The organism is Parajatrophihabitans canadensis (assembly GCF_053764775.1).
The window spans coordinates 4,065,281-4,078,690 of record NZ_CM132445.1 but is presented as its reverse complement, the minus strand read 5'-3'; the positions used below and the strand labels follow the sequence as shown (position 1 = coordinate 4,078,690).

Below are 13,410 nucleotides of genomic sequence, written 5' to 3'. Positions count from 1 at the left end.
CGGCCGGGCACCGGCCGTCAGCCGAACCTGCGCGCCAGCGGCTCGTAGATTCCCGGCAGCAGAGCCTTCATCGCCGGAGCAACTGCGAGCCATCGGGGGACAACCGATCGGGCTTGATCACGTTCTATCGCACGCATGGCCTTGGCTGCGACCGCCTCGGCAGTGATCGGTTGAGGGTGGCCACGGTCATAGTTCGCACCGCGCCGGAGGAAGAACTCGGTATCCACGGCGCCGGGGCAGATCGTGGACACACCGATACCGCGTCCGCCAACTTCGAGTCGGATGCTGTCGGCGAAGCCGACCACGCCGGCCTTGGTGGCCGCATATACCGCTTCGTGGCGCACGCCGACGAGTCCGGCGATCGAGGCGATGAAGCAGAGGTGGCCGGCGCCCGCCTGCAGCATGTCGGGCAGGGCGAGCCGGGTCAGGTGCATGCAGGCTCGAAGGTTGATGTCCAGCAATCGGTCGATCTCGGCCGCCGGCGTCGAGGCCAGATCACCGTAGTGCCCGACGCCCGCCGAATGCACCAGCAGGTCGAGCCGACCATGCAGCGCCCGGGCCTGTTGATACAGCTCGGCCGGCGCTCCCGCCTCGGTCAGATCGGCCGCGAGGCCCCGAACGCCCAATTCGTCGGCGACTTGCTCCGCGCCGAGGCTCCCGTGCGGTATGACGGTTGCGCCGGCTCCGGCGAGGAGCCGAGCCAGTGCTGCGCCGATACCTCGGCTGGAACCAGTGACCAGCGCGACCGCGCCATTGATCTGCATTGCGTCAACCTCTCCAGCTGGACCGAGCCAGTGGCGGTCCGATCGGCAGGGGTCCGATCAGACGATGTCGTCGGATCGGTGTGCGAGAGAACAGCCTCCGCGCATGACCAGCAGCATAGGGAGGCCCGATGACCGTGACGCTGCGGCCGGGTGGGGACTGGTCAGATCGCGAGGCCGAAGTGCCCCGCAATCGCGCCGGCGGTGTTTCCACCGATTCCATCGACCGTTCCGAATCGCGAAGTGACAGCGCGACTCTGCTGTCGCGACCATCGCTGCCCGCCTCGACGGCTCAGCGGATACTGCACGGTGCCCGCTATCAGGCGCGACGGATCGCCCTTGCGCCGAGGCTGCGCGACGGGGTCCTCCAGTTGCTCTGTGCCCTTGCCCTGTGGATGGCCTATCTGTTCGTCGTGCACAACGTGCCCATCAACGAGCCCGCGGCAGCTCAGCACGGCCGCGATCTACTCACGGCGGAACGGTGGCTGCATCTCGACATCGAGCGATGGCTGCAGAGTGGTCTGCTGCACAGCAACGTGCTCGGTGTCCTTGCAGCGTGGGAGTATGCGCTCGCCTACATCGTCTCGACCTTCGGCGTGCTCGCTCTGACCTGGTGGCGTCGAGGAGCGGGCTATCCGTGGGCGCGCAACGTGCTGGCCTGGACGACCCTGATAGCTATCATCTTTTTCGCGCTGTACCCGGTGACACCGCCACGGTTGTTACCGAACGCCGGGTTTGTCGACGTGGTTTCCCAGCATCGCCCGCCGTTCTCGTGGGGTAATGCAAATGTATCTGCGGCCGCAGACCAACACGCCGCGATGCCCAGCCTGCACACCGCGTGGGGTATCTGGGTGCTACTCGTGGCTGTTCGGCTCGGCCGCTCCCGTTGGGCCGCAGTTCTGGCAGCACTCCAACTGACGATCACCGTGCTGGTGATCGTCGCTACGGCGAATCATTACCTGCTCGATGCGGTCGGTGGCGCTGTGCTCATCGCCGTTGCAGTCCTGGTCGAAAGGCACCGCAGCTTGATGTGGAAACGAATCGGGCCGAGGCTCGCGCCGCGGCTGAAGTCACCCTTGAATCGGATCGCACCGGTGTTTGTCGCGCGGGGTCCCAGCCCGGCGTTAGCCTCGCCTGCGTTGACGAGTACGGGCGCGATGGCGGCGCCTGACCCCCGACCGTCCGATTCGGGGGCGACTGAGTCCGCCGTCGAGCTTTCAGCGCCGCACGTTGGGCGGAGCCGATCGACCGGACGCGGCGAGCGGATGGCCGCGCAGGACGAGTTCTTCCTGCACGTCGAGTCTGCGGCTGTGCAACAGCCGGTCGGCGGCTTTGTCCTGCTGGACCGGACCAGGGCAGCCCGAACCCTCGACCTCGCGGCCATGCGTGAACTGGTGGCCGCCCAATACCGGCAGATGCCTCGGTTCACCGAGTGCGTCAAGCCGGCCGGGAGGTTTCGGCATGCCCGCTGGATGCCCGCTGAGGTAGATATCGATTGGCACGTCCGTGAGCTGGTGTTGCCAGGAGCGGGTGGGCGACGTGAGCTCGCGAACGCCGTTGCCAGGCTTGCCGAGCAGGAGCTGGACCGATCCCGACCGATGTGGCAGCTCTGGTTCGTACCGAACGTCGGCCCGGACGAATCCGCTGCGATCGCGATCATGCATCACAGCTTCGCCGACGGTTTGGGAGTCGTCGACATCCTCAGGATGCTGTTCGAGCCCGTGTTGCCGTTGCCCGACCTCTCGGCGTTCGCGCCACCGGCACTGCCGATCCGATTGGCCGCGGGGGCTACCGGTCTGGTGGGCCTGGCACGTGACGGGCTAGCCGACAAGTTGTCATTCACCCGGCCGCTCAACGGGCAGCGCGACTACTCGTTCGCGATGACGTCGCTGGACGGCGTTCAGCGACTCGCTCGCGAAACCCAAACCCGAGTAACGGACGTGCTGCTGGCGGCCACGACCGAAGTCCTGGGCGAGATCGTGCGGGAGCGCGGGATCGACCCGAACCGTCAGGAGTTGAGGGCGGCGGTTCCGGTGACGACCAGATTGCCGGCGCCCGCTGGCACCGGTCGCCGGGCGCAGCCGGGAAATCTGACGGCAGCGCTGCGCCTCGACGTTCCGCTGGCACCGATGTCGGTTGTCGAGCGGATCCGGCGGACGGCGTCGATGGCCAGGGTCCGCAGGCGGTCCGGGCGAGCACTCGCGACGACGTTCGTGATGCGAGTGATCGGTGTGCTACCGCCACCGCTGCACGGCGCCGCGGCCCGGGCGATGTACCACGGTCGGTTCTTCAATGTGATCGTGTCCAATATGCCCGGCCCGACGGAGTCGCTCGCCATGGCTGGCGCCCCGATTCTCGACGTGTACCCCATCATTCCGCTGGCCGAGTGCGTACCGGTCGGCGTCGGCACCCTGGGCTGGGCCGGACAGTTCTGCGTGTCGGTCATCGTTGACGTCGCGGTTCTACCGGAGGCCGCCGTCCTGCATGCCGGAGACGGGCTCGCGGGCCGGGTGGTCGCAGTTATCGAGAAGGCCGAGGCGGAATTGGCAGAATCGACTGGATTGGCCGAATTAGCGGAATCGACTCAGCCCGACGATCTCTCCGATGTCGATGGCGAAGTCAGCCAGGGGGCGTCGTGACCGGCCTCGAGATTCCACGCACCGTGGTCGTTACCGGCCACTTTCCGCCAGAAACCGGCGGGGTCCAGACTTTCACCTGGGAGTTCGTCCGGCGGCTACCCGCCGAGCAGTTGATCGTGATCGCACCTGCTTGGTCAGGCGCCGCCCAGTTCGATGCCAGACTGCCATTCCCGGTCATACGGCGACACGGCTACCTACTGTTCCGCGATCTGCCGCACATCGTCGCCGAACACCGCGCGGAGGTCGGCTGGATTACTGCGATGGCGCCGTTCGGTTTGTACGCACCGCTTCTGCGTCGAGCGGGTCTGAGCCGTCTGGTGGGCTCGACACACGGCCAGGAGCTGGGCTGGCTTCGGGCCTGGCCAACTCGACTCGCGTTCGGCCGGATGGCAGCGTCGGTGGACACGATGACCTACCTGAGTGAGGCCACCCGAGCGCAACTTGATCCAGTCGTGCACGGGCGAACGAACCTCGATCAGCTGGCCGGTGGCACTGATATCGACCGTTTTCATCCCGGCGCTGGCGGCCGGCGAATTCGCGAGCGGTACGGCTTCGGTGATGATCCGGTCGTCGTCAGCGTCGGCCGTCTGGTGCGGCGCAAGGGCTTCGATGTGCTCATGCAGGCTTGGCCCGAGGTGCGCCGCATGGTGCCGCGAGCGCGGCTGCTGATTGTCGGTGACGGGCCGATGCTCAAAGCACTTCGGTCATTCGCCGCCGAGCAGGAGCCTGGTTCGGTGGTCGTCACCGGACCGGTGACCTACGCGGACTTGCCGGCGCACTACGACTGCGGGACGGTTTTTGTATTGGCGTGCCGGGACGACCGAGGCGGATTGCAAACCGAAGGACTCGGTCTGTCGGTCTTGGAGGCCTCGGCCAGTGGACTGCCAGTGGTGGTTGGAAAATCCGGCGGCAGTGCTGCGTCGGTGCAGCCGGGCAAGACGGGTCTGCTCATCGACGCTCGGATGCCCGAGCGGGTAGCCATGAAGCTCGTCGGGGTACTTGCCTCGGGAGGTCAGGGCCACGTCCTGGGTGAGGCGGGCCGTCGCTGGGTGACCGAGCAGTGGACGTGGCCTGCCGCCGCGCAGCGGCTTGCCGCGATTCTGCGCGGCGAGAAGCTAGCGAACGTCCAGCCCGAGGGCGGACCAGACCTGACCCCGGTGCTGCCGCAGGAGCTGAGCCGTCGTCGTCGATGGACGTACTTCGGTGACCGCGACAACCCCGCCGGGGGGCGCTCGGCGTGAGTGAAGGAACACCTCATGAGCGAGGGAGTACCTCGTGAGTGAGGGAGTACCGAGTGAGGAGGCACTAGCAAGCGCTGAGGCGGTGCCAGCGAGGCATGGCCTTCATCCTCATCACCCGCTTCGCTGGGCGCTGGTCATGGCGACGCTGGCGGTGGCCGCGCTCATCCTCGTCCCGAAGGTCGACGAGGCAAAAAAGGCACTCGATCAGCTCGGATCAGCTTCGGCGGGTTGGATCATCCTCGCCGGCGTGGCCGAGATCGCCTCGCTGATCGGGTTCAGCCTGGTCACGTTCGCCCTCCTGCCAGAGTCAGGGCGGCCTTCCCTGCCTCGTGTTTTTCGGCTTGATCTGGTCACTGTCGCCCTGAGCCACTCAGTTCCCGCGGGATCGGCGGCGGGCACGGCCTTGGGGTATGGGCTGCTGGCAGAGGAGGGTGTAGGTGCCGTCTCCGCGAGCTCGGCCAAGGTCCTGCAATCGATTGTGTCCGGGGTGATGCTGCAGATCATGCTGTGGCTGGCTCTCGGTTTCGCGGCGCTCGGTCAATCCGCCTCGCCGGCCTACCTGGCTGTTTCGGCGGCCGGCGGTCTGATGCTGGTGTTCCTTCTCGGCGGGTTGTGGGTAATGGTTCGACACAGCCATCGAACCGGTCACTTTGCCGGCCGCTTGTTCGGCGGGCTACCTCGGATGACCCCTGAGCGGGTGAGCAACTTCGTCGTGCGGCTGTGTGACCGCATTCGTGAGCTGGTCAGGCGTCCCTGGCTAACCGCCTGGGTCTGTACCTGGTCGCTTGCCAACTGGGTATTCGACCTATTCGCGCTCTGGGCGTCGTTGCGGGCATTCGGAGTGACGCCCAACTTCGGGGAGGTGACCATCGCATTCTGTATTGCGCAGGTAGCTGGTGCGATACCCATTTCGCCTGGGGGTCTCGGACTGATCGAAGGTTCCCTCGTACCGCTGTTGGCAAGTTTCGGCACGGACTCCTCGATCGCGGTCCTCGGCGTGCTGATGTGGCGGTTGTTCAACTTCTGGTTGCCCTTGCCGGTGGGCCTGGTGGCCTACCTCGGAATCGTCGCCGATCGTCGCCGGGGCATACTGCCTCGCAAGCGGCCGGAGGATCGGGGACAGCGCTGGGCGGGCGCAACAACCTGAGGTGGCCGCTCGCCCTGGGGTGGATCGCCGGACAGCACGGACAGCACCGACAGGACGGGCAGCACGGGGCAGCACGGACAGCACGGACAGCACAAGGGCCGTACCCGTAGCCGGGGACGGCCCTTGTGATTGTTCGTGACTGTTTGTGTTACATCACGCCTGGCGGCGCGGAAGGCTTAGAGCGGGCGGACGTTCTCCGCCTGCGGGCCCTTCTGGCCCTGGGTGGTTTCGAACTCCACGCGCTGGTTCTCATCCAGGCTCCGGTAGCCCTGGCTGGCGATGGCCGAGTAGTGGACGAACACGTCCGGGCCGTCACCGTCCGGCGCGATAAAGCCGAAGCCCTTTTCAGCGTTGAACCACTTCACGGTTCCCTGTGCCATGTACTTCTCCTTGCTCAATGCGGTTCGGGAACCGCACTGTGCGGGCCCCGGGTTGCGGCTTTGCGCGTTCCCGGTTCGAGGAAAGCAAAACGCCCGCTGCTAGAAACCGCGGGCGTTCAAAAACGATCGTGGAAAACTGCAACTACAACCGCCTGAACGGTAGCACGCAAGTGTGGCGTACCGCACCCCCCGATTTGGGCGGTCAGCGGGGGCCTCTTTGCGGGGGTTCGTCACGTCTGGGGGATTGATTCGTCGCCGCCGAGCGTTATACAGAGCGTCATGCAGACAAGAGACTCGGGATTAGGCATAGAACACCCGAGATGTCGGATTGTTCCGCTGCTGGCCTGGTTAGTTGAACGGTCCCTAGTTAGTTCATGAAGTCGTTCACGAAGTCGTTCACGAAATAGGCCGCGAGGTAGGGCACGAGGTAGAGGGCCATCACCGGTTCTGTTGATTGGCCCGATTTTGATACCAGCGCCTGCCCCGGTATTGTTTTACCTTGTGCCCGGAGCCTCCGGGTGCCCACCCGTGCTCGTCATCGATGACTGCTGGCCGAAAGTTGGCCCAGCAGGCTTTTGACGGGCCCGGACCGTCCGGTATCCACTCGATTATTTCGTGCGGATATCCATGGGATGGGGCGCGACACGCCCGACCCCGTGGACCGGAAGGTGACAACAGCAGAGCAGACACGTTGCCGGGTTTGAAGCCGGTCCGCCGCCGAGAAATTGGCACCAGGGCAGGTCTTCGAGTCCAGGACGTACCGCAGACGAGCGAGGAGATTGCAGGCCGCATGCCTACGATCCAGCAACTGGTCCGTAAGGGCCGGCAGGACAAGATCGGGAAGACCAAGACCCCGGCGCTGAAGGGTTCTCCGCAGCGACGTGGTGTCTGCACCCGTGTCTATACGACTACGCCCAAGAAACCGAACTCTGCGCTGCGCAAGGTCGCTCGCGTTCGGCTGACCAGTGGTATCGAGGTCACGGCCTACATCCCCGGCGTCGGCCACAACCTTCAGGAGCACTCCATCGTGCTCGTCCGTGGTGGTCGTGTTAAGGACCTCCCCGGCGTCCGTTACAAGATCATTCGTGGCTCGCTGGACACCCAAGGCGTCCGCAATCGCAAGCAGGCCCGCAGCCGCTACGGCGCGAAGAAGGAGAAGAGCTAATGCCCCGCAAAGGCCCGGCTCCGCGTCGCCCCCTTGTGGTCGACCCGGTGTACAGCTCGCCGCTGGTGACTCAGCTGGTGAACAAGATCCTGTTGGACGGCAAGAAGTCGACCGCGGAAAGCATCGTCTACGGCGCGCTCGAAGGCGCCCGTGAGAAGAACGGGACCGACCCGGTTGTCACGCTCAAGCGGGCCCTGGACAACATCCGTCCGTCGCTCGAGGTCAAGAGCCGCCGCGTCGGTGGTGCCACTTATCAGGTGCCGGTTGAGGTCAAGGCCGGCCGCGCGACGACCCTCGCGCTGCGCTGGCTGGTTGGTTACTCCCGCTCGCGTCGCGAGAAGACGATGACCGAGCGACTTATGAACGAACTGCTGGACGCGAGCAACGGCCTGGGAGCCAGCGTGAAGCGTCGCGAAGACACCCACAAGATGGCCGAGTCCAACAAGGCCTTCGCGCACTACCGCTGGTAACTCGTCCGACCGCTCCAGCATCCATACACGATTTAGAGAAGGAACGATGGCCAACAAAGCCGAGCTCGCCAAGACCCGAAACATCGGGATCATGGCTCATATCGACGCGGGTAAAACCACGACGACCGAGCGCATCCTCTTCTACACCGGTATCTCTTACAAGATCGGTGAGGTCCACGACGGCGCAGCCACCATGGACTGGATGGAGCAGGAGCAAGAACGCGGTATCACGATCACTTCCGCCGCCACCAAGTGCGAATGGAAGGGTCACGCGATCAACATCATCGACACGCCCGGACACGTCGACTTCACGGTTGAAGTAGAGCGTTCGCTGCGCGTGCTCGATGGTGCAGTCGCCGTCTACGACGGCGTCGCAGGCGTCGAGCCGCAGACCGAGACGGTCTGGCGGCAGGCGGACAAGTACAACGTCCCCCGCATGTGTTTCGTCAACAAGCTCGACCGGACCGGTGCCGATTTCTTCCGCTGCGTGCAGATGATGAAGGACCGGCTGAACGCAACTCCACTGGTACTCCAGATTCCGATCGGTGCCGAGGCTGACTTCATCGGCGTCGTCGACCTGCTCGGAATGCGTGCGCTGGTCTGGCGTGGCGAGACCGAAAAGGGCGAGGACTACACCATCGAGGAGATCCCCGCCGATCTGCTCGACCAGGCGAACCAGTGGCGTGAGACGTTGCTGGAGACGCTGTCCGATGTGGACGACGAGATCGCAGAGGCATTCCTCGACGGCGAGGAGCTTTCGGTCGAAAGGCTGAAGGCTGCTATTCGTCGGGCCACCCTGGCTGACAAACTGAACCCGGTGCTCACGGGCTCGGCGTTCAAGAACAAGGGTGTCCAGCCGATGCTCGATGCGGTGGTGGACTTCCTGCCGTCGCCGCTGGACGTCGACCACGTGACCGGCACCTTGATGGACGGCGAGACTGAAGCCGTCCGTCAGACGGATGAGTCGGAGCCGCTGGCTGCTCTCGCGTTCAAGATCGCGACCGACCAGCACCTCGGAAAGCTCACCTACGTCCGGATCTACTCCGGTGTCCTCGAAAACGGCTCGCAGGTTCTGAACTCCACCAAGGACCGCAAGGAGCGCATCGGCAAGATTTACCAGATGCACGCCAACAAGCGTGAAGAGATGCCTCGCGCCGGTGCTGGCGACATCATCGCCGTGGCCGGCCTGAAGCAGACCACGACTGGTGACACGCTGTCCGATCCGGCGAAGCCGATCATCCTCGAGTCGATGACGTTCCCTGCTCCGGTCATCGAGGTCGCCATCGAGCCGAAGACGAAGTCCGACCAGGAGAAGCTCGGCGTCGCGATCCAGAAGCTCGCCGAAGAGGACCCGACTTTCAAGGTCCACAACGACGAAGACACTGGTCAGACGGTTATCGGCGGTATGGGCGAACTCCACCTGGAGATCCTTGTCGACCGCATGCGGCGCGAATTCAAGGTCGAGGCCAACGTCGGCAAGCCGCAGGTGGCCTACCGCGAGACGATTCGTCGCACGGTTGACCGCGAAGACCTGACGTACAAGAAGCAGACTGGCGGTTCCGGCCAGTTCGCCAAGGTCCAGGTCTCCGTCGAGCCGCTGGAGCTTACGTCAGACGGCCCGACCTACGAGTTCGAGAACAAGGTCACCGGTGGGCGCATCCCGAAGGAATTCATTCCTTCAGTGGACGCTGGCGCGCAGGAGGCCCTGCAGTACGGAATCTTGGCCGGCTTCCCGATGGTGGGCGTGAAACTCAGCCTGCTCGACGGTGGCTACCACGAGGTCGACTCCTCTGAAATGGCGTTCAAGATTGCCGGTTCGATGGTGATGAAGGCTGCGCTGCGTAAAGCCAGCCCGGTGCTCCTTGAACCGATGATGGCCGTCGAGGTCACCACCCCGGAAGAAAACATGGGTGACGTGATCGGCGACCTCAACTCCCGCCGTGGCCAGATTCAAGCCATGGAGGAGAGGTCAGGAGCCCGGGTCGTGAAGGCGCTGGTTCCGCTGTCGGAGATGTTCGGTTACGTCGGCGATCTGCGTTCCAAGACGCAGGGCCGGGCCAGCTACTCCATGCAGTTCGATTCCTACGCCGAAGTTCCCGCGAACGTGGCGAAGGAAGTCATTGCGAAGGCGACGGGGGAGTAAGCGAGCCTCGGTCGCCTGAGTAAAAGCACGGCCCTGCACGACCAGCATCATCAGACATCACAAGACCAATCACAGACATAAGAACCCGAAAGAGGGAGAGGATCCACAGTGGCGAAGGCGAAGTTCGAGCGGACGAAGCCGCACGTCAACATCGGCACCATTGGTCACATCGACCATGGCAAGACGACGCTGACGGCAGCCATCACCAAGGTGCTGCACGATAAGTACCCGACCCTGAACGAGGCGTCGGCATTCGACCAGATCGACAAGGCTCCCGAAGAGCGCCAGCGCGGTATCACGATCTCGATCGCGCACGTCGAGTACCAGACCGAGAAGCGCCACTACGCGCACGTCGACTGCCCCGGTCACGCCGACTACATCAAGAACATGATCACCGGTGCCGCACAGATGGACGGCGCGATCCTGGTCGTGTCGGCCACTGACGGCCCGATGCCGCAGACCAAGGAGCACGTCTTGTTGGCCCGCCAGGTCGGCGTGCCGTACATCGTCGTTGCCCTCAACAAGGCAGACGTCGTCGACGACGAAGAGATTCTGGAGCTCGTCGAGCTCGAGGTTCGCGAACTGCTGAACCAGTACGAGTTCCCGGGCGACGATGCACCCATCGTGCGCGTCTCTGCCCTCAAGGCACTCGAAGGCGACGCCGAGTGGGGCGCGGCCCTGCTCACCCTGATGGACGCCGTCGACGACTCGATCCCGCAGCCAGAGCGTGAGATCGACAAGCCGTTCCTGATGCCGGTCGAGGATGTTTTCACCATCACCGGTCGTGGCACGGTTGTTACCGGTCGTATCGAGCGCGGTGTGCTGAAGGTCAACGAGACTGTCGACATCATCGGCATCCACGAGACCAAGCAGACCACCACGGTCACCGGTATCGAGATGTTCCGCAAGCTGCTCGACGAGGGTCAGGCCGGCGAGAACGTGGGGCTGCTTCTTCGTGGCATCAAGCGCGAGGACGTCGAGCGTGGCCAGGTCATCATCAAGCCGGGCACGACCACCCCGCACACCAACTTCGAGGCGAATGTCTACATCCTCTCGAAGGACGAGGGCGGCCGTCACACGCCGTTCTTCAACAACTACCGCCCGCAGTTCTACTTCCGTACCACGGACGTGACCGGCGTGGTGACCCTTCCTGAGGGCACCGAGATGGTCATGCCGGGGGACACCACCGAGATGCTGGTCGAACTGATCCAGCCCATCGCGATGGAAGATGGTCTGCGGTTCGCGATCCGTGAGGGTGGCCGCACCGTCGGCGCCGGTCGGGTCACCAAGATCATCAAGTAACACCGTTTGGTCGCGAGGCGGCCGGGGTCACCCGGCCGCCTCGCATCGAATGGGCCAGTCCGACAGCAGTAGATCGCTTCGGTCCAGAACATCGGGCCGCGAGCTTGAACCCAGGCAGTACGCATCATCGATAACAGTGAGGACGAGAAAGCCACTATGGCTGGACAAAAGATCCGCATTCGGCTCAAGGCCTATGACCACGAGGCTATCGACGCCAGCGCGCGCAAGATCGTTGAAACGGTTACGCGTACCGGCGCTCGCGTTGTCGGACCGGTGCCATTGCCGACCGAGAAAAACGTGTACTGCGTTATTCGCTCGCCGCACAAGTACAAAGACAGCCGCGAGCACTTCGAGATGCGCACCCACAAGCGTCTCATCGACATCCTCGACCCGACGCCAAAGACGGTTGACGCGCTGATGCGCATCGACCTTCCGGCCAGCGTCGACGTGAACATCCAGTAGCAGCGGTTAGCGAGAGATTGAAATGTCTAAGCAGATGCCCAAAACACTGGGAATCCTCGGCTCGAAGCTCGGCATGACCCAGATTTTCGACGAGAACAACCGGGTCGTCCCGGTGACCGTCGTCCAGGCCGGGCCTTGTGTCGTGACCCAGATCCGGACCCAGGAGAAGGACGGCTACACCGCTGTTCAGCTCGCCTACGGCCAGATCGATCCGCGCAAGGTGACCAAGCCGCTGGCTGGTCACTTCCAGGCAGCCGGCGTTACGCCACGGCGCCACGTGGTCGAACTCCGCACCGAGAGCACCGACGGCTTTGAGATCGGTCAAGAATTCGGACCCGAGATCTTCGCTGACGGAGCGTCCGTCGACGTGAGCGGCACGACCAAGGGCAAGGGGACTGCCGGTGTCATGAAGCGACACGGCTTCCACGGTGTGTCCTCGTCCCACGGTTCGCACCGCAACCACCGCAAGCCGGGCTCGATCGGTGGCTGCTCCACGCCGGCCCGCGTCTTCAAGGGTATGCGGATGGCTGGCCGGATGGGTGTCGACAAGCAGACGACCCAAAGCCTGCGAGTGGTGAAGGTCGACAACGAGCGTGGCCTGCTGCTCATCGAGGGTGCCGTACCCGGGCCCAAGGGTGGCCTTGTCCTCGTGCGTAGCGCAGTCAAATCAGCTGTTAAGGGGGCCTGACACTCATGTCGTTGACTATCGAGGTCGTGAACCCGGCGGACACGTCGGCCAAGCCCCGCTCGGTCGAACTGCCGGCGGAGATTTTTGACGTCGCCATGAACATCCCGCTCATCCACCAAGTCGTGGTCGCTCAGCTCGCTGCCGCTCGGCAGGGCACGGCGTCGACCAAGACCCGTGGTGAGGTTCGCGGTGGCGGCAAGAAGCCGTATCGCCAGAAGGGCACCGGCCGCGCCCGCCAGGGTTCGACTCGCGCTCCGCAGTTTGCCGGCGGTGGCGTCGTGCACGGCCCGCAGCCTCGCAAGTACGACCAGCGGACTCCGAAGAAGATGAAGGCGGCTGCGCTGCGCGGTGCCCTGTCGGACCGCGCTCGTAATGACCGCGTCCACGTCGTGTCATCGCTCGTCGCGGGCGATGTGCCTTCAACGAGGGCTGCGTCGACGGCACTTGCCGCGATCAGCGAGAACCGCAACATCCTGGTCGTAGCCGAGCGCAACGACGAGCTCACCTGGCTCAGCCTGCGTAACAGCATTGGCGTCCACCTGCTCGAGCCCGGTCAGCTGAACACTTACGACGTCCTCGTATCCGACGACGTGGTGTTCACCGAGGCGGCGCTTGACGTCTTCCTCGCAGGTCCGGCCAACGGCAAGTCCGCCAAGGGCGCCGCGAGCTCGGCTGAGGTAGAAGAGGAAGAAAGCTGATGTTTGACGATCATCGCGATGTGCTGCTCGCTCCGGTCATCTCGGAGAAGAGCTACAGCTTGTTGGATGCGAACAAGTACACGTTCGACGTCCACCCGGACGCCAACAAGACTCAGATAAAGATCGCGGTCGAGAAGGTGTTCAACGTCAAGGTCACCGACGTGAACACCCTCAACCGACAGGGCAAGCGCAAGCGGACCCGATTCGGCTACGGCCAGCGCAAGAGCATCAAGCGCGCGGTCGTCACCCTCCGCGAGGGAGACCGCATCGAGGTCTTCGGCGGACCGGCAGCCTAGGCACAAGGGACTGAATTC

General features: G+C 64.2%; 13 protein-coding genes. 11 read left to right on the top strand and 2 right to left on the bottom strand.

The window, feature by feature from the left end; genetic code table 11:
• Positions 1 to 17: 17 nt before the first annotated feature.
• Complete coding sequence (locus ACSMXN_RS19665) at positions 18 to 764, bottom strand: SDR family NAD(P)-dependent oxidoreductase (RefSeq protein ID WP_022914021.1); 747 nt, start codon at positions 762 to 764, stop codon at positions 18 to 20.
• A 128-nt stretch (positions 765 to 892) separates the two neighbouring features.
• Here ACSMXN_RS19665 and ACSMXN_RS19660 point away from each other — a divergent pair, with 128 nt between their 5' ends.
• Genes ACSMXN_RS19660 through ACSMXN_RS19650 form a run of 3 tightly spaced genes read left to right on the top strand, consistent with a single transcriptional unit; the run spans position 893 to position 5,788 of the window.
• On the top strand, positions 893 to 3,400 hold the full coding sequence (locus ACSMXN_RS19660) for a bifunctional phosphatase PAP2/O-acyltransferase family protein (protein WP_022914020.1): 2,508 nt from the start codon (positions 893 to 895) through the stop codon (positions 3,398 to 3,400).
• Positions 3,397 to 4,641: a glycosyltransferase family 4 protein gene (locus tag ACSMXN_RS19655; RefSeq protein ID WP_022914019.1), complete on the top strand. Its 1,245-nt coding sequence runs from the start codon at positions 3,397 to 3,399 to the stop codon at positions 4,639 to 4,641. The genes ACSMXN_RS19660 and ACSMXN_RS19655 overlap by 4 nt, the downstream gene beginning before the upstream one ends.
• 34 nt (positions 4,642 to 4,675) lie before the next feature.
• The gene (locus ACSMXN_RS19650; RefSeq protein ID WP_155958427.1) at positions 4,676 to 5,788 is read left to right on the top strand and encodes a lysylphosphatidylglycerol synthase transmembrane domain-containing protein; all 1,113 of its coding nucleotides are present in this window, start codon (positions 4,676 to 4,678) and stop codon (positions 5,786 to 5,788) included.
• A 176-nt stretch (positions 5,789 to 5,964) separates the two neighbouring features.
• Here the strand turns inward: ACSMXN_RS19650 and ACSMXN_RS19645 are convergent, their stop codons facing one another.
• Entirely contained in the window at positions 5,965 to 6,168 is a 204-nt protein-coding gene (locus ACSMXN_RS19645) for a cold-shock protein (RefSeq protein WP_022914017.1), read from the bottom strand.
• Between the two features lie 790 nt (positions 6,169 to 6,958).
• Here ACSMXN_RS19645 and rpsL point away from each other — a divergent pair.
• The 8 genes from rpsL (at position 6,959) to rplW (ending at position 13,392) form a co-directional block, all read left to right on the top strand.
• Positions 6,959 to 7,333 (top strand): 30S ribosomal protein S12, encoded by a 375-nt coding sequence (gene rpsL, locus ACSMXN_RS19640; protein WP_022914015.1) that lies wholly within the window; start codon positions 6,959 to 6,961, stop codon positions 7,331 to 7,333.
• The gene (gene rpsG / locus ACSMXN_RS19635) at positions 7,333 to 7,803 is read left to right on the top strand and encodes a 30S ribosomal protein S7 (RefSeq protein WP_022914014.1); all 471 of its coding nucleotides are present in this window, start codon (positions 7,333 to 7,335) and stop codon (positions 7,801 to 7,803) included. Before rpsL ends, rpsG begins: the two co-directional genes overlap by 1 nt.
• A 46-nt stretch (positions 7,804 to 7,849) precedes the next feature.
• On the top strand, positions 7,850 to 9,946 hold the full coding sequence (gene fusA, locus ACSMXN_RS19630) for an elongation factor G (protein ID WP_022914013.1): 2,097 nt from the start codon (positions 7,850 to 7,852) through the stop codon (positions 9,944 to 9,946).
• Between the two features lie 108 nt (positions 9,947 to 10,054).
• Positions 10,055 to 11,248 carry an elongation factor Tu gene (gene tuf, locus ACSMXN_RS19625; RefSeq protein ID WP_022914012.1) on the top strand — a complete coding sequence of 398 codons (1,194 nt, stop codon included), beginning with the start codon at positions 10,055 to 10,057 and terminating at the stop codon, positions 11,246 to 11,248.
• A 156-nt stretch (positions 11,249 to 11,404) separates the two neighbouring features.
• A complete protein-coding gene (gene rpsJ / locus ACSMXN_RS19620) occupies positions 11,405 to 11,710 on the top strand; it encodes a 30S ribosomal protein S10 (RefSeq protein ID WP_003938093.1) in 306 nt (101 codons plus the stop codon).
• Positions 11,711 to 11,744: 34 nt separating this feature from the next.
• The gene (gene rplC, locus ACSMXN_RS19615) at positions 11,745 to 12,398 is read left to right on the top strand and encodes a 50S ribosomal protein L3 (RefSeq protein WP_022914011.1); all 654 of its coding nucleotides are present in this window, start codon (positions 11,745 to 11,747) and stop codon (positions 12,396 to 12,398) included.
• Positions 12,399 to 12,403: 5 nt separating this feature from the next.
• Complete coding sequence (rplD, locus tag ACSMXN_RS19610) at positions 12,404 to 13,096, top strand: 50S ribosomal protein L4 (RefSeq protein WP_022914010.1); 693 nt, start codon at positions 12,404 to 12,406, stop codon at positions 13,094 to 13,096.
• Positions 13,096 to 13,392 carry a 50S ribosomal protein L23 gene (rplW, locus tag ACSMXN_RS19605; RefSeq protein ID WP_022914009.1) on the top strand — a complete coding sequence of 99 codons (297 nt, stop codon included), beginning with the start codon at positions 13,096 to 13,098 and terminating at the stop codon, positions 13,390 to 13,392. Before rplD ends, rplW begins: the two co-directional genes overlap by 1 nt.
• The last annotated feature ends 18 nt before the right edge of the window (positions 13,393 to 13,410 follow it).